The sequence below is a fragment of the Agromyces litoreus genome, from assembly GCF_040496015.1.
Classification (GTDB): domain Bacteria; phylum Actinomycetota; class Actinomycetes; order Actinomycetales; family Microbacteriaceae; genus Agromyces; species Agromyces litoreus.
Map to the genome: position 1 here is coordinate 46,490 of NZ_JBEPKA010000001.1, position 20,247 is coordinate 66,736.

General features: G+C 73.0%; 18 protein-coding genes. 16 read left to right on the plus strand and 2 right to left on the minus strand.

Annotation, left to right across the window (positions count from 1 at the left end; genetic code table 11):
* Window positions 1-35: 35 nt before the first annotated feature.
* The 9 genes from ABME01_RS00230 (at window position 36) to ABME01_RS00270 (ending at window position 10,444) form a co-directional block, all read left to right on the plus strand.
* The gene (locus ABME01_RS00230) at window positions 36-884 is read left to right on the plus strand and encodes a nitrilase-related carbon-nitrogen hydrolase (RefSeq protein WP_353826325.1); all 849 of its coding nucleotides are present in this window, start codon (window positions 36-38) and stop codon (window positions 882-884) included.
* A 27-nt stretch (window positions 885-911) separates the two neighbouring features.
* The gene (hydA, locus tag ABME01_RS00235; RefSeq protein WP_353826326.1) at window positions 912-2,375 is read left to right on the plus strand and encodes a dihydropyrimidinase; all 1,464 of its coding nucleotides are present in this window, start codon (window positions 912-914) and stop codon (window positions 2,373-2,375) included.
* A 17-nt stretch (window positions 2,376-2,392) separates the two neighbouring features.
* Window positions 2,393-3,409 carry a TIGR03842 family LLM class F420-dependent oxidoreductase gene (locus ABME01_RS00240; protein WP_353826327.1) on the plus strand — a complete coding sequence of 339 codons (1,017 nt, stop codon included), beginning with the start codon at window positions 2,393-2,395 and terminating at the stop codon, window positions 3,407-3,409.
* Window positions 3,406-4,380, plus strand: coding sequence for an ABC transporter permease (locus ABME01_RS00245; RefSeq protein WP_353826329.1), 975 nt, complete (start codon window positions 3,406-3,408; stop codon window positions 4,378-4,380). Before ABME01_RS00240 ends, ABME01_RS00245 begins: the two co-directional genes overlap by 4 nt.
* A complete protein-coding gene (locus ABME01_RS00250; RefSeq protein WP_353826330.1) occupies window positions 4,377-5,285 on the plus strand; it encodes an ABC transporter ATP-binding protein in 909 nt (302 codons plus the stop codon). Before ABME01_RS00245 ends, ABME01_RS00250 begins: the two co-directional genes overlap by 4 nt.
* The gene (locus ABME01_RS00255; RefSeq protein WP_353826331.1) at window positions 5,282-6,184 is read left to right on the plus strand and encodes an ABC transporter permease; all 903 of its coding nucleotides are present in this window, start codon (window positions 5,282-5,284) and stop codon (window positions 6,182-6,184) included. Before ABME01_RS00250 ends, ABME01_RS00255 begins: the two co-directional genes overlap by 4 nt.
* Window positions 6,185-6,279: 95 nt before the next feature.
* The gene (locus ABME01_RS00260) at window positions 6,280-7,428 is read left to right on the plus strand and encodes an ABC transporter substrate-binding protein (protein WP_353826332.1); all 1,149 of its coding nucleotides are present in this window, start codon (window positions 6,280-6,282) and stop codon (window positions 7,426-7,428) included.
* A 73-nt stretch (window positions 7,429-7,501) separates the two neighbouring features.
* Window positions 7,502-8,821: an aspartate aminotransferase family protein gene (locus ABME01_RS00265; protein WP_353826333.1), complete on the plus strand. Its 1,320-nt coding sequence runs from the start codon at window positions 7,502-7,504 to the stop codon at window positions 8,819-8,821.
* A gap of 87 nt (window positions 8,822-8,908) precedes the next feature.
* Window positions 8,909-10,444, plus strand: a complete 1,536-nt coding sequence (locus ABME01_RS00270; RefSeq protein WP_353826335.1) for a CoA-acylating methylmalonate-semialdehyde dehydrogenase — start codon at window positions 8,909-8,911, stop codon at window positions 10,442-10,444.
* 33 nt (window positions 10,445-10,477) lie between these two features.
* On the opposite strand, the gene ABME01_RS00275 is transcribed toward ABME01_RS00270, so the two are convergent.
* On the minus strand, window positions 10,478-11,269 hold the full coding sequence (locus tag ABME01_RS00275; protein ID WP_353826336.1) for an enoyl-CoA hydratase/isomerase family protein: 792 nt from the start codon (window positions 11,267-11,269) through the stop codon (window positions 10,478-10,480).
* 113 nt (window positions 11,270-11,382) lie between these two features.
* Between ABME01_RS00275 and ABME01_RS00280 the strand changes: the two genes are divergently transcribed.
* Complete coding sequence (locus ABME01_RS00280; RefSeq protein ID WP_353826337.1) at window positions 11,383-12,261, plus strand: restriction endonuclease; 879 nt, start codon at window positions 11,383-11,385, stop codon at window positions 12,259-12,261.
* Here the strand turns inward: ABME01_RS00280 and ABME01_RS00285 are convergent.
* On the minus strand, window positions 12,258-13,274 hold the full coding sequence (locus ABME01_RS00285) for a LysR family transcriptional regulator (RefSeq protein WP_353826338.1): 1,017 nt from the start codon (window positions 13,272-13,274) through the stop codon (window positions 12,258-12,260). The genes ABME01_RS00280 and ABME01_RS00285 overlap by 4 nt on opposite strands.
* 136 nt (window positions 13,275-13,410) lie before the next feature.
* Here ABME01_RS00285 and ABME01_RS00290 point away from each other — a divergent pair, with 136 nt between their 5' ends.
* The 6 genes from ABME01_RS00290 (at window position 13,411) to ABME01_RS00315 (ending at window position 20,241) form a co-directional block, all read left to right on the plus strand.
* Entirely contained in the window at window positions 13,411-13,533 is a 123-nt protein-coding gene (locus ABME01_RS00290) for a hypothetical protein (RefSeq protein ID WP_353826339.1), read from the plus strand.
* Between the two features lie 179 nt (window positions 13,534-13,712).
* Window positions 13,713-15,176, plus strand: coding sequence for a threonine/serine exporter family protein (locus tag ABME01_RS00295; protein WP_353826340.1), 1,464 nt, complete (start codon window positions 13,713-13,715; stop codon window positions 15,174-15,176).
* Window positions 15,177-15,249: 73 nt separating this feature from the next.
* Window positions 15,250-15,819, plus strand: a complete 570-nt coding sequence (gene pyrE / locus ABME01_RS00300; RefSeq protein ID WP_353826341.1) for an orotate phosphoribosyltransferase — start codon at window positions 15,250-15,252, stop codon at window positions 15,817-15,819.
* Complete coding sequence (locus ABME01_RS00305; RefSeq protein ID WP_353826342.1) at window positions 15,816-18,359, plus strand: septum formation family protein; 2,544 nt, start codon at window positions 15,816-15,818, stop codon at window positions 18,357-18,359. The genes pyrE and ABME01_RS00305 overlap by 4 nt, the downstream gene beginning before the upstream one ends.
* Window positions 18,356-19,297: a PfkB family carbohydrate kinase gene (locus ABME01_RS00310; protein ID WP_353826343.1), complete on the plus strand. Its 942-nt coding sequence runs from the start codon at window positions 18,356-18,358 to the stop codon at window positions 19,295-19,297. The genes ABME01_RS00305 and ABME01_RS00310 overlap by 4 nt, the downstream gene beginning before the upstream one ends.
* Window positions 19,294-20,241 carry a nucleoside hydrolase gene (locus ABME01_RS00315; RefSeq protein WP_353826345.1) on the plus strand — a complete coding sequence of 316 codons (948 nt, stop codon included), beginning with the start codon at window positions 19,294-19,296 and terminating at the stop codon, window positions 20,239-20,241. The genes ABME01_RS00310 and ABME01_RS00315 overlap by 4 nt, the downstream gene beginning before the upstream one ends.
* The last annotated feature ends 6 nt before the right edge of the window (window positions 20,242-20,247 follow it).

Sequence of the window (20,247 nt, forward strand, 5' to 3'; positions counted from 1 at the left end):
GGACGGCAACGACGCCGACCGACCCAGGAGGCACCATGACGATCGTTCGAGCGGCCATCACCCAGACCACGTGGACGGGTGACAAGGAGTCGATGCTCGACAAGCACGAGCAGTTCGCGCGCCAGGCCAAGGAGCAGGGCGCGCAGGTGATCTGCTTCCAGGAGCTGTTCTACGGCCCCTACTTCGGCATCACCGAGGACGTGAAGTACTACGACTTCGCCGAACCCGCCGACGGCCCGATCGTGCAGCGCTTCGCCGCGCTCGCGAAGGAGCTCGAGATGGTCATGGTGCTGCCCATCTACGAGGAGGAGCAGCCGGGCGTCTACTACAACACCGCGGTCGTCGTCGACGCCGACGGCACGATCCTCGGCTCGTACCGCAAGCACCACATCCCGAACCTCGACAAGTTCTGGGAGAAGTTCTACTTCCGTCCCGGCAACCTCGGCTACCCGGTCTTCCAGACGGCCGTCGGCCCGATCGGCGTCTACATCTGCTACGACCGCCACTTCCCGGAGGGCTGGCGCGAACTGGGCCTGAACGGCGCGCAGATCGTGTTCAACCCGAACGCGACCAAGCCCGGGCTGTCGAACCGGCTGTGGGAGATCGAGCAGCCGGCCGCGGCGGCCGCGAACGGCTACTTCATCGGCGCCGCGAACCGCGTGGGACTCGAGGACAACGAGTACGGCGACCTCGCCGTGGACTTCTACGGCAAGAGCCAGTTCGTCGACCCGCAGGGCAACATCGTCGGCGACTACGGCTCGGAGACCGACGAGGAGGTCGTGGTGCGCGACCTCGACATGGACATGATCCGTCAGGTGCGCAACGCCTGGCAGTTCTACCGCGATCGCCGACCGGAGTCGTACACGTCCATCCCCAAGCCGTAACCCGACGAGCGCGAAGGAGCGAAGCGCATGGCCACCACCCTCATCTCCGGCGGCACCGTCGTCAGCGCCACCGGCCGGTCCGCGGCCGACGTGCTCGTCGACGGCGAGAAGATCGTCGCCGTCCTGCAGCCCGGCAGCGAGCTGCTCGGCACGGATGTCGCGGCATCCGTCGACCGCGTCGTCGACGCCACCGGCAAGTACGTCATCCCGGGCGGCATCGACGCCCACACCCACATGCAGCTGCCGTTCGGCGGCACCGAGGCGTCCGACACGTTCGAGTCGGGCACCGTCGCCGCCGCGCACGGCGGCACGACCTCGATCATCGACTTCGCCGTGCAGACCTACGGCCAGCGGCTCGAGGACGGCCTCGCGGCCTGGCACGAGAAGGCCGGCGGCAACTGCGCCATCGACTACGGGTTCCACCAGATCGTCGGCGACGTGAACGAGGCCTCCCTCGAGGCGATGAAGAAGCTGCCCGACGAGGGCGTCACGAGCTTCAAGATGTTCATGGCCTACCCGGGCGTCTTCTACTCCGACGACGCGCAGATCCTGAAGGCCATGCAGGTCTCGCGCGACACCGGCATGCTCACGATGATGCACGCCGAGAACGGGCCCGCGATCGACGTGCTCGCCCAGCAGCTCGTCGACCAGGGGAAGACCGACCCGTACTATCACGGCATCGCCCGCGCCTGGGAGATGGAGGAGGAGGCGACGCACCGCGCCATCATGCTCGCCAAGCTCACGGGCGCGCCGCTGTACGTCGTGCACGTCTCGGCCAAGCAGGCCGTCGAGCAGCTCGCGTGGGCCCGCGACAAGGGCCAGAACGTCTACGGCGAGACCTGTCCCCAGTACCTCTACCTCTCGCTCGAGGACCAGCTCGGCGCGAAGAGCGACCAGTGGGGCGCGTTCGAGGGCGCGAAGTGGGTGTGCTCCACTCCCCTGCGCTCCCGGGCGGAGGGCCACCAGGACTCGATGTGGCAGGCGCTGCGCACGAACGACCTGCAGATGGTCTCGACCGACCACTGCCCGTTCTGCATGAAGGACCAGAAGGAACTCGGCCTCGGCGACTTCCGGAAGATCCCGAACGGCATCGGGTCGATCGAGCACCGCATGGACCTCATGTACCAGGGCGTCGTCACGGGCGAGATCACGCTCGAGCGCTGGGTCGAGCTCACCTCCACGACGCCCGCCCGGATGTTCGGCCTGTACGGCACGAAGGGCGTCATCCAGCCCGGCGCCGACGCCGACATCGTCGTCTACGACCCGAACGGCCACACGTCGATCGGCCTCGATCTGGATCCATCCGGGAACCCTACGGGCCGGGCCCACCACATGAACATGGACTACTCGGCGTGGGAGGGCTACGAGATCGACGGCAGGGTCGACACGGTCATGAGCCGGGGCAGGGTCGTCGTCGAGGACGACGCCTACGTCGGCGCCAAGGGCGACGGGCGCTTCCTGAAGCGCGGCCTGAGCCAGTACCTCATCTGAACGAGAGGATCCCCGCCATGGACTTCGGAGTCGTGCTCCAGACCAATCCGCCCGCCTCGCGTGCGGTCCACCTCGCCACGCTCGCCGAGCAGTACGGGTTCAGCCACGTCTGGACCTTCGACTCGCACCTGCTGTGGGAGGAGCCGTACGTCATCCACTCGCAGATCCTCGCGCAGACCCGTCGCGTGACGGTCGGCCCGTTCGTGACCAACCCGGCCACGCGCGACTGGACCGTCACCGCCTCGACCTTCGCGACGCTCAACGAGATGTACGGCAACCGCACCGTGTGCGGGATCGGCCGCGGCGACTCGGCGGTGCGGGTCACCAACGGCAAGCCGGTCACGATGAAGGAGCTGCGCGAGTCGATCCACGTCATCCGCGAGCTCGCGAACTCGCGCTCGGTGGAGTACAAGGGCTCGACCCTGCGCTTCCCGTGGTCGACGGGCTCGGAGCTCGAGGTGTGGGTCGCCGCCTACGGCCCGATGGCCCTGAAGCTCACGGGCGAGGTCGGGGACGGCTTCATCCTGCAGCTCGCCGACGTCGACATCGCCGCCTGGATGATCAAGACCGTGCGGGACGCCGCGGAGGCCGCCGGCCGCGACCCCATGTCGATCAAGTTCTGCGTCGCCGCGCCGTTCTACATCGGCGAGGACCGCGCCCACATGCTCGAGCAGACCCGCTGGTTCGGCGGCATGGTCGGCAACCACGTCGCCGACATCGTCGCCAAGTACGGCGAGCACGGCAGCGTGCCGGACGCGCTCACCGAGTACATCCGCGGTCGCGAGGGCTACGACTACAACACCCACGGCAAGGCCGACAACGACCACGTCGACTTCGTGCCCGACGAGATCGTCGAGCGGTTCTGCATCCTCGGCACCGCCGAGGAGCACATCGAGAAGCTCAAGCAGCTCGCCGAGCTCGGCGTCGACCAGTTCGCCGGCTACCTCCAGCACGACAACAAGGAGGAGACGATGCGGGTGTACGGCGAGACCGTCATCCCCGCCATGACCGAGCACCTCACGGCGAAGGCATGACGGCGGCGACGACCCGATCGGGCGAGCCCGGCACGCGCGGTGGCGACGCCCGGCGCGCGGCCGGGGCCGCTCGCGGAGCGCGACGCCGGCAGGCGGTGCTCTGGGGCGTGCTCGGGGTCGTCGCGCTCGCCGTGCTGTGGGAGGCCTACAAGTTCGCCGGTCCCGCGAACGGGTGGCTCGTGGGGGCACAGGAGGGCGTGACCGGCAGCGGCATCCGCCTGCTGCCGCGCACGAGCGACCAGGCGATGCCGCACGTCTGGGACATGCTCGCCCGGATCGTCGACCCGGTGACGCGCGCGCCGGGCGCGCTGCCGCTCGGGCTGGTCGTGCTGCTCGCGGCGCTGGTGAGCCTCGGCGTCGCGGCGCTCGGCTGGCTGCTCGGCGTCGTCGTCGGGTTCGCGCTCGCGCTGCTCATGCTCGGGTTCCGCATCGCCGAGCGCGCCGTGCTCCCGTTCGTCATCCTGAGCCAGACGGTGCCGCTCATCGCGCTCGCCCCGCTCATCCGCAACTGGGGCTCGCGCCTGGAGTTCGGCGCGTTCTCGTGGGAGAGCTGGATGTCGGTCGTGGTCATCGCGAGCTACCTCGCGTTCTTCCCGGTCGCGGTCGGCGCCCTCCGGGGCCTGCAGAGCCCGGAGGCCGCCCACCTCGACCTCATGCGCAGCTACGCGGCCGGGTGGTGGACCACGCTGTTCCGGCTCAGGCTGCCCGCGAGCGTGCCGTTCCTGATCCCGGCGCTGCGACTGGCCGCCGCGAACGCGGTCGTCGGCACCGTGGTCGCCGAGATCTCCGTCGGCTTCACCGGGGGGATCGGCCGGCTCATCCTCGAGACCGCCGTCGCGGCCTCGAGCGACCCGTCCAAGCCCTGGGCGCCGATCCTCGGCGCGGTCCTGCTCGGCCTCGTCGCCGCCGGGTTCGTCGCCCTCGTCGCCGCCTTCCTCAGCCCCTTCCGTCGACAGGAGACCGTCGCATGAGCAGCCCGTCCCCGAGCACGGCCCCCGAGCCCGCATCCGCCGCACGGCCGTCCGCCGCGGCGACGTCGTCGCCCGACCCGGCCGAGCGGACCGAGGCCGTCGTCGCGCGCGGGGTCGAGCGGATCTTCACCGGTGCGAAGGGCGCCGAGGTGACCGCGCTCACCGGCATCGAGCTGACCGTGCGGGACGGCGAGTTCGTCTCCCTCATCGGGCCCTCGGGCTGCGGCAAGTCCACGCTGCTGCGCCTGATCGCCGACCTCGACGAGCCGACCGCCGGGGAGATCCGGGTGTTCGGGAAGACGGCGCGACAGGCCCGCGTCGACCAGGCCTACGGCATCGCCTTCCAGCAGGCGGGTCTCCTGCCGTGGCGTTCGGTCGCCGCGAACGTCGAGCTCCCGCTGCAGCTGCACGGCATGGCGGGGCCCGCGCGCCGGTCGCGCGTCGCCGAGCTGCTCGGACTCGTCGGGCTCTCCGACTTCTCCGGCCACTACCCCGACCAGCTCTCCGGCGGGATGCAGCAGCGGGTCGCGATCGCGCGCTCGCTCGCCGAGCAGCCCCGGCTGCTGCTCATGGACGAGCCGTTCGGCGCCCTCGACGAGATGACCCGTGAGCGCATGCAGACCGAGCTGCTGCGGATCCGCGCCGAGACCGGCGCCGCCGTCGTCTTCGTCACGCACTCGATCCCCGAGGCCGTCTACCTCTCCGATCGCGTCGTCGTCATGTCGCCGCGACCCGGGCGGATCACGGCCGAGGTCGACGTCCGGCTCGGGGAGGCCGCCGAGCGCGGCGAGGACCTCCGCGAGGACGCGGCCTTCTTCGCCGGCGTGACCGCCGTGCGCGAGGCGCTCCACGGCCACGAGACGGCCCCGGCGACGGGCTCGGCGAGGGGGGTGGACGTGCGATGAGCGGCCTGCCCGACTCGGCGGTGGCGACCCAGCCCACGGCGCCCCGCGCCGACGGCGTCGCCGCCGTGACCGGCGATGCGGGCGCCCCCGGGGCGCCGGGCGGCGCCGTGCCGCCCGCCCGTCGCGGACGCCTGGCCGGCGGCCGGCTGTCGAGCTTCGCCGCGCTCGTGCTGCCGCCGCTCGCGCTCTTCGTCGTGCTCGTCCTGCTGGTCGAGGTCGTCGTCGTGTCGACCGGCATCCCGCCGTTCGTCCTCGCGAGCCCGTCGGCCGTCCTCGACGAGCTCGTCCGGTACGCGCCGCAGGTGCTCGCCGCGACCCTCGCGACGGGTCTGAACGCGCTCATCGGTCTCGTGATCGGCGCCGTCCTCGGGGTGCTGCTCGCGATCGCGGCATCGTCGCTGCGGTGGATCGACGGCATGCTCGCGCCGATCGTGGCCGCGGTCGCGGTCGTCCCGATCGTCGCACTCGCGCCGGTGCTGTACACGATGTACGGCTCGACCTCCGAGGTGGCGCGCATCCTGATCGCCTCGATCGCCGCGTTCGTGCCGATCTTCCTGAACACGCTCCGGGGCCTGCGACAGGTGCGCCCCGTGCACCGCGACCTCATGCGCGCGTACGCCGCGAGCCCCGGCCAGCAGACCCGGTTCGTGACCATCCCGTCGGCGCTCCCGCACTTCTTCACCGGCCTGCGGATCGCCTCGTCGCTGGCCGTGATCTCCGCGCTCGTCGCCGAGTACTTCGGCGGTCCCCGCGCGGGCCTCGGCTCGGCGATCACGACCGCCGCCGCGTCGAGCGCATACGCCCGCGCCTGGGCGTTCGTGATCGGCGCCATCGTGCTCGGCCTCGTCTTCTTCGCGCTCACCACCCTGATCGAGAGGATCGCCTCGCGCCACCGATGACCACCTGACCCGCCGGCCGACGACGCCCGGCCCACGCCACCGGCACCGCCGGTCGGATCCCGCACCAGAGCACCACCACCGAGAGAGGAATGCACATGAAGCGCAACAGGATCCTCGCGGGCGCGGCCGCAGCAGCCGCCACCGCGCTCGTGCTCGCCGGCTGTTCCAGTGGGAGCAGCGATTCCGGCGACGGCGACGGCGGCGGCAGTGCCGACGGCGAGCTCACGCCGGTCACCCTGCAGCTGCAGTGGCTGACGCAGGCGCAGTTCGGCGGCTACTACCTCGCACAGGCGAACGGCCACTGGGAGGACCTCGGCCTCGACGTCGAGATCATCCCGGGCGCCGTCGACATCGTCCCGCAGGACGTGCTCGCCGCCGGCGACGTCGACTTCGCGATCGCCTGGGTGCCGAAGGCGCTCGCGTCGATCGAGGCCGGCGCCGGCATCACCGACATCGCCCAGATCTTCGAGCGGTCGGCGACGCTGCAGGTCTCATGGGCCGACAGCGGCATCGAGGGGCCCGAGGACCTCTCGGGCAAGCAGATCGGCAGCTGGGGCTTCGGCAACGAGTGGGAGCTCTTCGCGGGCCTCACCGAGGCCGACGCGTCGGACTACACGATCGTGCAGCAGAACTTCGACATGAATGCGCTGCTGAACAAGGAGATCGACGCCGCGCAGGCGATGACGTACAACGAGTACGCGCAGCTGCTCGAGGCGACGAACCCGGACACGGGCGAGCTCTACCAGCCCGAGGACTTCTCGGTGATCGACTGGAACGAGGTCGGCACGGCCATGCTCCAGGACGCGATCTGGGCCAACACCGAGCGGCTCGAGTCCGACCCGGAGTACGCCGAGACCGCGGTCAAGCTGATCCAGGGCGCGATCCTCGGCTGGATCGACCAGCGCGACGACCCGCAGGCGGCGGCCGACGCGGTCACCGCGGCCGGTTCGACGCTCGGCGTCAGCCACCAGCTGTGGATGGCCAATGAGATCAACAAGCTGATCTGGCCCTCCACGAGCGGCATCGGGCACATCAACGAGGACCAGTGGGACGCGACCGTCGAGATGGCCCTCATGACGAAGAACCAGGACGGCGCGCAGGTCATCACGACCGACCCGCCGGACACCGCCTACACGAACGAGTACGTCGACGAGGCCATCGCGAACCTCGAGGCCGACGGCGTCGACCTGACCGGCGACTCGTACGAACCCATCGAGGTCACCCTCAACGAGGGCGGCAACTAGCAGCCGGATGCCGCGGGGTCGGCCCCGCACGGTCGGCCCCGCGGCATCCATCCCACGAAAGGCGACGACGCCCATGACCGAGAACCTCACCGCCGACCTCGACGCGCTCGCGCGCGAGCTCGACGCCGCACACGTCTTCCACTCCTGGTCGGCGCAGGGCTCGCCGCCGCAGCAGGTCGTCGCGAGCGGCCGCGGCACGAAGGTGTGGGACCACTCCGGCCGCGAGTACCTGGACTTCTCGAGCCAGCTCGTCAACGTCAACATCGGCCACCAGCATCCCGCGGTCGTCTCGGCGATCCGCGAGCAGGCCGAGCTGCTGACCACCATCGGGCCGCCGACCGTGAACCTCGCGCGCGGGGAGGCGGCGAAGCGGATCACGGCGCGCGCCCCCGAGGGCATGTCGAAGGTGTTCTTCACCAACGGAGGCGCCGACGCGAACGAGAACGCGATCCGCATGGCGCGACTGCACACCGGGCGCGACAAGGTGCTCTCGACCTACCGCTCGTACCACGGCAACACCGGAGCGGCGATCGTGTCGACGGGCGACTGGCGGCGCATCCCGAACGAGTTCGCACGCGGGCACGTGCACTTCTTCGGCCCGTTCCTCTACCGCTCGGAGTTCTGGGCGTCGACGCCCGAGGAGGAGTCGGAGCGCGCCCTGCGGCACCTGCGCCGCGTGATCGAGGCGGAGGGGCCCGCGTCGGTCGCGGCCGTGCTGCTGGAGACCGTGCCCGGCACCGCCGGCGTCCTCGTGCCGCCCCCCGGCTACCTCGCGGGCGTCCGCGAGCTCTGCGACCGCCACGGCATCGTGCTGATCCTCGACGAGGTCATGTGCGGCTTCGGGCGGACGGGCCGCTGGTTCGCGTTCGACGGCTACGACGTGCGCCCCGACCTCATCAGCTTCGCCAAGGGCGTGAACTCGGGCTACGTGCCCGTCGGCGGCGTCGTGATCAGCGACGAGATCGCCGCCGACTTCGACGAGCGCGTCTTCCCGGGCGGGCTGACCTACTCGGGGCACCCGCTCGCGATGGCGTCGATCGTCGGGGCCCTCGACGCCATGGAGTCCGAGGGCATCGTCGACCACGCCCGCCGCGTCGGCGCCGAGTCGATCGCGCCCGCGCTGACCGAGCTCGCCGAGAAGCACGCCGTGATCGGCGAGGTCCGGGGCGAGGGCGTCTTCTGGGCGCTCGACCTCGTCGCCGACCCCGATACCCGGGAGCCGCTGCCCGCCGCCGAGGTCGGGCGCGTGAAGGGCGCGCTCATCGAGCGCGGCCTGCTCCCGTTCGTCGCCGAGAACCGCATCCACGTGGTGCCGCCGTGCGTGGTCACCGCCGAAGAGGTCGAGCAGGCGACCGAGATCTACGACGAGGTGCTCGGCACCGTCGCCGTGTGACCCGGCTGCCGCGGCATCCGTCCGGGCGCCGCGGCGCCACCACCATCCCGAACGACCCGGACACCTCGATTCGAGAGGAACGAGACCATGACCGACACCCAGACCGCCCCCGGCGCCGAGGGCACCGACACCGCCGAGACCATCGAGCACTGGATCGACGGCGCGCCCGCCTCGGGCGCGTCCGACCGCACCGGGCCCGTGTACGACCCTGCGCGCGGCGTCGTGCAGCGCCGCGTGCGCTTCGCCACGACCGACGACGTCGACACCGCCGTCGAGGCCGCCGCGCGTGCCTTCCCGGCCTGGCGGGAGACCTCGATCGCGAAGCGGCAGCAGATCATGTTCCGCTTCCGCGAACTGCTCGCCTCGCGCACCGACGAGCTCGCGGCCATCCTCACCAGCGAGCACGGCAAGGTCACGGCCGACGCCCGCGGCGAGATCGCGCGCGGCCTCGAGGTCGTCGAGCTGGCGTGCGGGCTCTCGGCGTACACGAAGGGCGAGTACTCCGAGAACGCCTCGTCGGGCATCGACGTCTACACCGTGCGGCAGCCGCTCGGGGTGGTCGGCATCATCAGCCCGTTCAACTTCCCGGCGATGGTGCCGCTGTGGTTCTTCCCGCTCGCGATCGCGACCGGCAACACGGTCGTGCTGAAGCCGTCGGAGAAGGACCCGTCCGCGGCCGTGTGGCTCGCCCGCGTCTTCCAGGAGGCGGGCCTGCCCGACGGCGTCCTGAACGTCGTGCACGGCGACAAGGTCGCGGTCGACGCGCTGCTCGAGCACCCGACGGTGCGCGCGATCTCCTTCGTCGGGTCGACGCCGATCGCGCGGTACATCTACACGACCGCCACCGCGAACGGCAAGCGCGTGCAGGCCCTCGGCGGCGCCAAGAACCACATGCTGGTGCTGCCCGACGCCGACCTCGACCTGGCCGCCGACGCGGCCGTGAACGCGGGCTTCGGCTCGGCGGGCGAGCGCTGCATGGCCATCTCGGCCGTCGTGGCGGTCGACTCGATCGCCGACGAGCTCGTCGCGAAGATCGGCGAGCGGATGGGACGCCTCACCACCGGCGACGGTACCCGCGGCACCGACATGGGGCCGCTCATCACGGGCGAGCACCGCGACAAGGTGGCCGGCTACGTCGAGGTCGCCTCGAGCGACGGGGCGAGCGTCGTCGTCGACGGACGCGACCCGGAGGTCGACGGCGAGGCCGACGGGTTCTGGATGGGGCCGACCCTGATCGACAAGGTCCCGACCACCTCGGACGTCTACCGCGACGAGATCTTCGGCCCGGTGCTCTCGGTCGTGCGCGTCGACGGCTACGAGGACGGCGTCGAGCTGATCAACGCGTCGCCGTACGGGAACGGCACCGCGATCTTCACCAACGACGGCGGCGCCGCGCGGCGCTTCCAGCGCGAGGTGACGGTCGGGATGGTCGGCATCAACGTGCCGATCCCGGTGCCGGTCGCCTACCACTCGTTCGGCGGCTGGAAGGCGTCGCTGTTCGGCAACGCCAAGGCGTACGGACCGCGGGGCTTCGACTTCTTCACGCAGGAGAAGGCGATCACCTCGCGGTGGCTCGACCCGAGCCACGGCGGACTGAACCTGGGGTTCCCGCAGCACGAGTGAGCGCGGCCGCCGTCGCGCTCGGCGGTCGCGCGGTCAGTGCGAGCGGGATCCCGCTGTGAACCGCGCGATCGCGGCGCGGGCGTCGTCGGTCTCGATCGCCGCGCCGATCGTGGCCGCCTCGTCGTCGAGCGCCTCCTGGAACGACCGGGAGAGCCCCGACCGCACCAGGCGCTTGGCCTGCCCGAAGGCGTGCGTGGCGCCCGCGAGCCATCCGTCCGCGATCTCGCGGGCCCGCGCTTCGAGCGCCTCGGCCGGCACGACCTCCGAGACCAGGCCCCAGTCGAGTGCCTCGGCCGCGGTGAGGGTGCGGGACGTGAGCGTGAGCTCGAGGGCGCGGCGGGTGCCGACCGCCTCCGGCAGGAGCGTGCTGACGCCGCAGTCCGGGGTGAGGCCGATGTCGCTGTAGCGGCTCGCGAAGCTCGCGCGATCGGAGGCCACGATGACGTCGGCGACGAGCATGAAGCCGAGGCCGCCGCCCGCGACCGGGCCCTGCACCGCGGCGACGATCGGCTTCGTGCTCTCGCGCAGCACCCGGTGGCCCTCGTGGATGCGGTCGGCGAGCCCCTGCACGACCTCGGCCGGACGTGCGCCGCCCGTCGCGTTCGCGAGTCCGGACATCGCCACCACGTCGCCCCCGGCGCAGAACGCACGACCGACGGCGTCGAAGAGCACCGCCCCGATGTCGTCGCGCTCGGCGATCTCGTGGGCGAGGTCGCGCCATCGCCCGATCGCCTCGGGGTCGACCGCGTTGAGCCGGGCGGGCCGGTTGAGCGTGAGGTGCGCGAGGCCGTCGCGCACGTCGAAGAGGATCACGTCGTCGGGCATCCTCGGATGCTACCTCGCGGCCCGTCGGGCGGGCGGCCCGTGCCCCGACGCCGGAGGCGCTCCGAGATCCGACGGCGGCTGCCGATGTCGTATGCCGCTCCTAGTATCCGATCGTGCTCACCCCCCAGGTCGCCGAGGCCGCCGCCGCGCTCGGCCGAGCGGTCGGGGCGCGGGCGCCCCTCGACGCGCCGGCCCCCGTCGTCGAGGAGACCCTGGCCGAGGCCTGCGCCGGAGGCGCGCGGGGCCTGGCCCGAGCGCACGCCCCCGACCCGATGCCCACGCGCTGGTGGTGGGGCGCCTACGCGGCGTCGTGGCTCGTCGCGGTCGCGGCCGTGCTCCTGCTCGTGCAGCAGGCCGGCGACCCGATCGTGCCGGCGATCGGGTCGGGCTGGGCCGTGGCGCTGCTCGCGTGGGGGGCGGGGCTGCTCGTCGTCGTCCGCCGGTGGGTCCGCGACCGGCACGACGAGGCGGTCGGGAGACTCACCGCGGAGGTCGCGGCGGCGGCCTCGGCCGCGGCGTCGGAGGAGGCGAGGAGACCGGGTCGTGCCGCCCCGGCCGATCCGCTGCCGTTGCGCTGGCCACGTCCCGGTGCGCAGCCGTACGGCGTCTCGCATCGCGGGGCCGAGGTGCTCGTCGCCGACTGGATGCGCCACCTCGGCGCCGTCGACGCCGAGGCGACGCGCTTCACGGGCGACGGCGGGGTCGACGTGATGAGCGCGCACTGCATCGCGCAGGTGAAGAACCTGTCGGAGCGCACCTCCGTGCCCGTCGCGCAGATCCGCGAGCTCGCGGGCGTCGCGGCCCACGACGGCCGCCGCGCGCTGTTCTTCACGAGCGGGACCTACTCCGACGGCGGCATCGCGTTCGCCGACGTCGCGGGCATGAGCCTGTTCGAGTACCGGGCCGAGGGCGGCGCGCTCCGCGCGGTCAACGTCCACGCGCGCACCGACCTCGCCGTGGGCCTGGCGCCGCGGAACCGAGGGGGCGGCTAGGCGTCGTCGGCCGCGTCATCCTCGTCGCCCGCAGTCACGGTGCTGCCGCTGCCGGTGCCGGTGCCGCTGCCGCTGCCGCCGGTGCCGCTGCCGCGCGAGGGGTGCTCGTACGCCTGCTGCAGGCGGGTCGCCCGGTCGACGAGCACGTCGAGCACCGTGCGCACGGCCAGCCGCTCGGCGACGTCGGGCCGCACGAGCGCGAAGATCTGCCGCGTCGACGGCACGCCGCGCAGCGGCTTCAGGACGAGGTTCTCCGGCAGCACGCCCGCGGTGTACCGGGGTACGAACGCGATGCCGAGCCCGGCTCCGATGAAGGCCTCGATGATCCGCATGTCGCTGAAGCGCTGGCCCACATCGACCCGCTTGCCGCCCGCCTGCTCGATCGCGTGGAGGATGCGCTCGAACGGGAACCCCGGCGGCACGCCGAGCCAGGTCTCGTCGACGAGGTCGGCGGGGGTGACGTGCGACCGTCCCGCGAGCCGGTGGTCGGCGGGCAGGCCGATGTCGAGCGGTTCGGTGAGCAGTGGCAGCGCGCGCAGGCCGCGACCGCCCCACGGCAGTTCCCCCGGCATGGTGTGCGCGAGCACGATGTCGTAGTCGTTGGTGAGGTCCGGGAACTCGGCCAGCTCCGGGTCGAGGTCGGTGGCGCGCACGACCAGCCCGGCGACCGAGCGCAGGTCGTTGAGCACCTGCGGCAGCAGGGTCGCGCCGATCGTGGGGAAGGTGAGCAGCGAGACCTGCCCGCTCGGGTGGTTGCGGAACTGGTCCCAGAGCGATGACGCGCGCTCGAGGGCGATCGCGACCTCGGCCGCGCTGTGCGCGAGCGCGTGGCCCGCGCTGGTGAGGACGACCCCGCGACCGCTCCGCTCCGTGAGCGGCATGCCGGCCTCCCGCTCGAGCACCTTGAGCTGCTGCGAGACGGCGGACGGGGTGCGCCCGGTGGCCTCTGCCACCGCGGTCACGCTGCCGCGCTCCGCGAGTTCCCTGAGCAGGTCGAGTCGCCGCACATCCATGTAGCAAGGCTACATGGTTCGTGTAGTTCTGTAAGATTGTGCTGAAGGGTTTCGACGTGCACAATTGAGGAGTCGGACACGTGCAAGGGCGCACCGAATCGCCCGACTTCCACCGATTTCCTCGAAAGGAACCGCCGTGTTCACCGTTCTCGCTCTGATCTCCCTCGCCTCGATCGCCGGCGTCGCCGGCTCGGTCGTCGTCACCGCCCGCGACGGATACCGTCGCCTGCCGCGGGAGACCTTCGCGCGCACCGTCTGAGGTCGCGCGACCGCGGAGCCGCGTGCTCCGCTGCAGGGCCGCCGTGCGGGGGAGGGACACCCCGCTGGGCGGCCCTTCGTCGTCTCCGGGACGCCTCGACTCGGCGGTCGCGAGCGGATAGCGTGACCACCACCCGGGCGGGCCCGACGGCCGTCGACCCGGTGCGGACGAGGAGCGCGATGCCCGGAACCCCGACCCCGCCCGACGGTGCGGACGCCGCCGTCGAGCCCGACGCGACCGAGCCGGCGATCGCCGACGAGGATCCGATCGCCGAGGGCGACGAGCGCGCCGGCGGGGCGGACGCTCCCCCGGACGATCCCGACATCGTCCGCACCTTCCTCCTCGGACTCGCCGAGGGGATGACGGCGTCGGCGGAGTCGACGGACCGCATCCGCACGGAGATCCTCGACATCGCCCGCGCGTACGGCATCGACGACGTCGACGTCGTCGTCCTGCCGACCATCACGCTCATCCAGACGGGTCGCGCCGACCGCGCCCGCATCGCGTTGAAGTCGGTCCAGGCGACCTTCCGGTTCGACCAGATCGCCGCGCTCGGCCGCCTCATCCGCGATGCCAGGGACGCGAGCGTCCGCCCGGAGGAGGGCATCCGCCGGCTGAACGAGATCGGCGCGATGCCCCCGTCGCGCCACTGGGTCATGCGGATCCTCGGCCACGCGATCCTCACCATGGGCCTCGTGCTGCTGCTCGCGCCGAGCTGGCAGGCGGCGGTGGTCGCGTTCGGCCTCGGCGCGCTGATCGGTGCGGGCAAGCTCTGGCGCTCGCAGACCCTCTCCATGGTCCTGCCGATCGTGGCCGCGTTCGTCTGCGCGGTCGCCGTCTTCCTGCTCGCGCCCGTCGTGCAGCTCGGCGATCCGCTGCGGGTGCTGATCGCGCCGCTCGCGACCTTCCTGCCGGGGGCGCTGCTCACCACGGGCGTCCGCGAGCTGGCGGCCGGGCAGATGGTGTCCGGGACCTCCCGCCTCGGCGCCGGCATCGTGCAGCTCGCGCTGCTCGCGTTCGGCATCCTCGCGGCGGGGACGGTCGTGGGCATCGGCGACGACGGGTACGTGCCGCGCGAGGTGCAGGAGACGCTCCCGTGGTGGATCGCCGGGATCGGCCTCGTGCTCTACGGCCTCGGCGTCTACCTGCACTTCGCCGCGCCCGGCCGGTCGTACTGGTGGGTCGTGCTCGCGCTGGCCGTCGCGTACGGCGCCCAGCAGCTGGGCTCCGTCGTGGTCGGCCCGACGATCAGCGGCCTCATCGGCGCGCTCGTCGTCACCCCGGTGGTGCTGTGGATCGAGGACCTGCGGCGAGGAGCCGTGCCCTCCCAGATCGTGTTCCTCCCGGCGTTCTGGGTGCTCGTGCCCGGTGCCGCGGGCCTGATCGGGGTGACCGAGGGCGCCGTGGAGGAGTCCGCGGGCATCGACGACGTGACCGCGGCGTTCGTGACCGTCATGTCGATCGCGCTCGGCGTGCTCATCGGATCGGCGCTGTACCGGTTCGTGCGGCGCAGCGCGTCGGGTATCGCCGAGTTCCACGTCGACGTGCCGTCGGTGCTGGCGGGATCGGACGAGCCGGTGCTCACGCGGATCGCCGAGGCGACGGCGTCGCGATCCGGGCGCCGCCGTCGAGGCGGCGGCTGAGGCCTCCGCGCGCGAGCCCGACCGCGGCGGAATCGGCCCTCGGCTCTCAGGAAGCACGACGTAGAGTATTCGGGTGACTTCCCGGAACCCCCAGTCCGCCGAGGCCCGCCGACAGCTCATCGAGCACATCTCGAACGAGGCGGTGTTCCACGGCGACTTCACCCTGACCAGCGGCAAGAAGGCGACCTACTACGTCGACCTCCGCAAGGTGAGCCTCGACCACCGCGTCGCGCCGCTCATCGGCCAGGTCATGCTCGACCTGATCTCCGAGGTTCCGGATGTCGCCGCAGTCGGCGGCATGACGATGGGCGCCGACCCCATCGCCACCGCCGTCCTGCACCAGGGCGCCGCGCGCGGGCTCGCGATCGACGCGTTCGTCGTGCGCAAGGAGCCCAAGGACCACGGCCGCGGCAAGCAGGTCGAGGGTCCGGACGTCGCCGGTCGCCGCGTCATCGTGCTCGAGGACACCTCGACCACCGGGGGGTCCCCCCTCAAGGCGATCGAGGCGCTGCGCGCCGCGGGCGCCGAGATCGCCGCGGTCGCGGTGGTCGTCGACCGGGACACCGGTGCGCGCGAGGTCATCGAAGCGGCGGGGGTTCCCTACCTCGCGGCCATCGGCTTGAAGGATCTGGGATTGGCATGAGTGATCGCGACGGACGCTACGACTCGGGCGGGTTCGATGAGACCGACTGGCTGCTGAGCCAGCTCGGCAGTGGCCGGCGACCCGACCTCGAGGGCCGCGAGGCTCCGCAGCCGCCCGTCGCGCCGCAGCCCCCGGCGGAGCGGCCGCGCCGCCGAGCGGAGGAATCCCTCGACTGGTTCTCCGTCGCCGAGCCGACGCCCGCCGAGGAGGCGCCGACGCGCGCGCTCCCGGTCGTCGACCAGCAGGACTGGAGCCGGACGGGGTGGGAGCGTCCGGCCTGGACTCCGCCGGCGCACGAACCGGACCGCCGGCGCGCCGCGCCCGAGCGACTGTCGTCCGTCGAGCCGCCGGCCAACGGGCCTCAGGTGCCGCCGGCCTTCGGAGGGCCGGCCGAGCCGACGCCGCCCCCGGGCCCGGTGACCCCGCCGGGCAGCATGGCGCTGACGTGGGGCGACCAGCAGTCGATGGACACGGAGGAGGGGCTTCGGGCGGCGTTCCGCCAGCTCTCCGACCCGTCCGCGCCCGCCGGTTCCTCGCCGGCCGACGGCCGCGGCGCACCGCCGTCGCGACCGGACGCCTACGCGGCGCCGCCGGTCGCCCGGAGCTCCTTCGCGCCGGCCGCGGCGCAGAGCGCCCAGACCGTCGACTTCGCCGACGAGCTGTGGTCGGCGCTCAACGAGGACGTCGAGTCCGCGGCCGCCGACCGCGACGGTCCCGGTTACGGCGAGGCCGCGTACGACGACGGCTACGGTTCGCGCGGAGAGGGCGGGTACGACGCCTACGACGCGCGCGGCGAGGGTCGCGACGGCTCCGCCGACGACGGCGCGCACGGCCACGACGCGCAGGGCGACGGCTACCACGACCCGCAGGGCGACGGCTACCACGACGGCACACACGGCGGCGGGTACGACGCCGCCGGAGGATACGGCGACGGCGACGGCGCCGGCGAGGGCGGGTACGACGCCTACGGAGGCCGGAACGGGGAGGGCGCGAGCTATGACGGCGGCGCCGGCTACGAGGACGGCGACGACGACGGCTACCAGGACGGCGTCGGCTACGGCGATCCGGCCGCCGACCCGCGCCGGCTGTTCGAGGGCGGGACGTTCGAAGACGCCGCGCCCGGGTACGCCGACGACCGCGGCGGATTCGGCCCGGACGCCTACGCCGACACGGGCCGCTTCGACGACGACGCGTTCCGCGGATCCGGCACCGAAGCGGACGCGTGGGACCAGTACGACCCTCGCGAACTCTGGGAGGGTGCTGCCGCCGACGCGCACGGTGCCGACGCCTGGGGCCGAGAGGCCGATGACTGGCGCGACTCCGCAGGACGGCCCGAGCCCGAGCCCGAGACCGCCGACGACGTCATCTGGTATGGCGACGAGGTCGCCGGGCACGCCGACGAGCGCCCGCGCCGCGACGAGGTCGCCGACCGGGGCCCGTCGTGGCGCGACGAGGAGTCCTCGCGGGCGCGCGAGTTCGAGCAGGCGGGGTACCTCTGGAACCTGACCCCGGACCCCACCGCGGGCGACCCGCGGGTTCCGGATGCCGATGAGGACGCCGCGCCGGGGCCCCGGCGCGGCGGCGCCGCGCCCGGGGACCGTGATCCGCAGCCCGGCGAGCGCATGCCGACCCGGCGGCAGGACGCCGAGCCGTTCGGCTTCGGCGGGGCGCCGGCCGACGAGTACGACGCGGGCGGGTACGACCGGCGTGGCGTCGCCGATGCGCCTCCGGCCGGACGTGGCCCTGGCGGCGACGACGGCCTGGCCGACCTGTTCGGCGGCGCCGGCTTCGGCGCGACCGGACCGATGACGGTCGTGCCCGACGACGACGGTCGGGGCGGCCGCGGGCGGACCGGCGATCTCGACGACCCCTACGGCAGCCGGGACCCGTTCGCCGGGTACGGCCGAGACGAGGCGCCGCGCGGAGCCGACCGAGGAGGCCGGTCGATCCGGCCTCAGATGGCGGACGACGACGAGGGCGGCGACCGCCCGACGATGAAGATCCTCGCGTGGGTGGCGGGCGCGCTCGCGGCCATCGTGGTGGTCGCACTCGTGGTCGCCCTGTCCTCGCGGTTCCTCGGCACCGCCGAGGCGCCGGTCGCGGAGGAGCCGGCTCCCGCCGAGCCGGTCGCCGCCCCGACCGAGCCGCAGGCCGCCGGCGTGCACGCCTGGGACACGCTGTACGGCAGCGAGTGCCTGCAGCCGTTCGAGTCGGCGTGGGCCGAGGAGTTCACGGTGGTCGACTGCGGGCAGCCGCACGCGGCCCAGCTCGTGCACCGCGGCGCGCTCTCGGCCGACGAGGCCGCCGAGTTCCCCGGCGAGGAGGCCCTGGCCGCGCAGGCCGCAGAGGTCTGCTCCGCCGATGGCGTCATCGACCCGGCCGCGGTCGGCGACGTGACGGACCTGCAGCTGAGCACCGCGTATCCCGTCACGGCCGAGCAGTGGGACGCCGGCGTGCGCGACGTGTACTGCTTCGTCGACCGTGCGAGCGGTGAGCCGCTCGCCGTGAGCGTCGCGGGGGCCGGACCGGCCGCGTCGTGAGCCGCGTCGTCGTCGTCGGCTCGCTGAACGTCGACACGACCAGCTACGTCGACGCCTTCCCGCGGCCCGGGGAGACGGTCCGGTCGACCGGCCACCTCGTCGCGCTCGGAGGGAAGGGCGCGAACCAGGCGATCGCGGCGCATCGCTGCGGCGCGCAGGTCGTGTTCGTCGGGCGGGTCGGCGAGGATGCCGCGGCGGACGTCGCGCGCGCGACGCTCTCGCGATCCGGCCTCGCCGACGACGCCGTGGAGACGGTGCCCGGCACGCCCACCGGTGTCGCGCAGATCACCGTCGCCGCATCTGGGGAGAACACGATCGTCACCACGGCAGGCGCCAACGCGGCGCTCGACGCCGCCGCGATCACCGCCGAACGGCACCGCCTCGCCGACGCGGACGTGGTGCTCACCCAGGGTGAGCTGCCGGCGCCGGCCATCGAGGCCCTCGCCTCGGCCTGCGTCGAGGAGGGCCCGCGCCTCGTGCTGAACCTCGCGCCGCCGGTGCCGCTCGACGCCGGTGCCCTCGCCGTCGCCGACCCGCTCGTCGTCAACGCGCACGAGGCGCGTGACGCCGGTGTGGGCCGCGACCTCCCGGATGCCGCCCCGCTCGACGACTGGCGTGCTGCCGCCGCATCCGCGACCGGCGCGCTCGCGCGCTCGATCGTGGTGACGCTCGGCGCGGCCGGTGCGGTGGCGGCCGACGCGAGCGGGGCCTGGTCGGTGCCCGCCCCGCGGGTCGAGGCGGTCGACACGACCGGCGCCGGCGATGCCGCCGCCGGAGCGCTCGCCGCGATGCTCGCCGAGGGCCGGACGCTCCGGGAGGCGGTCCGGGTGGCCGTGGCGGCGGGGGCGATCGCCGTGCAGGGCCGGGGGACGATCGACTCGTACGGGGATCGCGACGCCGTGCTCGCGCTGGCGGCCGATGCGGAAGGTCCGTCATGAGCGTTCCCGTCATCGTCGACTGCGACCCGGGCCACGACGACGTGTTCGCGCTCTGGACCGCGGCGGGGCATCCCGGGCTGGACCTGCTCGCGGTGACGACCGTCGGCGGCAACGTGCCGCTCGAGCACACCAGCCGCAACGCGCGGGTCGCGCTCGCGGTGGCCGGGATCACCGACGTGCCCGTCGCGGCGGGGGCTCGCGAACCGCTCGTCCGGGCGCTCTCGACCGCCGAGTGGATCCACGGCGAGAACGGGCTCGGCGGCCCGGAGCTGCCGGATCCCGACGCGGGTCCGGCGGCGGTCCCGCTCGACCCGCGGAGCGCGACCGAGCTCATGGCGGACACGCTCGAGGCGGCGTCCGAGCCGGTGGCGATCCTCGCGACGGGCCCGATCACGAACGTCGCGGCCCTGCTGCGCGACCGGGCCGACCTGGTCGGGCGGATCCGCGAGGTGGTGTGGATGGGCGGCTCCACCGAACGCGGCAACGTCACCCCGTACGCGGAGTTCAACGCGTGGGTCGACCCGGAGGCGCTTCACGCGGTGCTGTGCAGCGGCATCCGCTTCACCATGGTCGGGCTGAACGTCACGCACCGGGCGCTCGTCACGCGCGAGGTGCGGAATCGGCTCGCGCGTGCGGGCACGCGGACGGCGGCGTTCGGCGACGAGCTGCTCGAGTTCTTCTGCCGCACGAACGCCGAGGTGTTCGGGTTGCCCGACGGTCCGCTGCACGACCCGGTCGCGGCGGCCGTGCTCGCCGATCCCGGCGTGGCCGAGCTCCGGCACGTCCGCCTCGACGTCGAGCTCGCCGGTGCCGAGACGGTCGGCGCGACCAGCGTGGACCTCGACGCGATGCTGCGACGCGAACCCAACGCGCACGTCGCCACCGGCCTCGACGTCGAGCGGTTCTGGGCGGGCGTCGAGACCGCGATCGCGCGACTGGCCTGAGGAGGC

Bases quoted from the DNA above. Each gene is read 5' to 3' on its own strand.
- ABME01_RS00245 (WP_353826329.1), top strand. From the start codon at position 3,406: ATGACGGCGGCGACGACCCGATCGGGCGAGCCCGGCACGCGCGGTGGC.
- ABME01_RS00230 (WP_353826325.1), top strand. From the start codon at position 36: ATGACGATCGTTCGAGCGGCCATCACCCAGACCACGTGGACGGGTGAC.
- ABME01_RS00305 (WP_353826342.1), top strand. From the start codon at position 15,816: ATGAGTGATCGCGACGGACGCTACGACTCGGGCGGGTTCGATGAGACC.
- ABME01_RS00265 (WP_353826333.1), top strand. From the start codon at position 7,502: ATGACCGAGAACCTCACCGCCGACCTCGACGCGCTCGCGCGCGAGCTC.
- ABME01_RS00250 (WP_353826330.1), top strand. From the start codon at position 4,377: ATGAGCAGCCCGTCCCCGAGCACGGCCCCCGAGCCCGCATCCGCCGCA.
- hydA (WP_353826326.1), top strand. From the start codon at position 912: ATGGCCACCACCCTCATCTCCGGCGGCACCGTCGTCAGCGCCACCGGC.
- ABME01_RS00240 (WP_353826327.1), top strand. From the start codon at position 2,393: ATGGACTTCGGAGTCGTGCTCCAGACCAATCCGCCCGCCTCGCGTGCG.
- ABME01_RS00255 (WP_353826331.1), top strand. From the start codon at position 5,282: ATGAGCGGCCTGCCCGACTCGGCGGTGGCGACCCAGCCCACGGCGCCC.
- ABME01_RS00260 (WP_353826332.1), top strand. From the start codon at position 6,280: ATGAAGCGCAACAGGATCCTCGCGGGCGCGGCCGCAGCAGCCGCCACC.
- ABME01_RS00275 (WP_353826336.1), bottom strand. From the start codon at position 11,269: ATGCCCGACGACGTGATCCTCTTCGACGTGCGCGACGGCCTCGCGCAC.
- ABME01_RS00270 (WP_353826335.1), top strand. From the start codon at position 8,909: ATGACCGACACCCAGACCGCCCCCGGCGCCGAGGGCACCGACACCGCC.
- ABME01_RS00315 (WP_353826345.1), top strand. From the start codon at position 19,294: ATGAGCGTTCCCGTCATCGTCGACTGCGACCCGGGCCACGACGACGTG.
- ABME01_RS00295 (WP_353826340.1), top strand. From the start codon at position 13,713: ATGCCCGGAACCCCGACCCCGCCCGACGGTGCGGACGCCGCCGTCGAG.
- ABME01_RS00285 (WP_353826338.1), bottom strand. From the start codon at position 13,274: ATGGATGTGCGGCGACTCGACCTGCTCAGGGAACTCGCGGAGCGCGGC.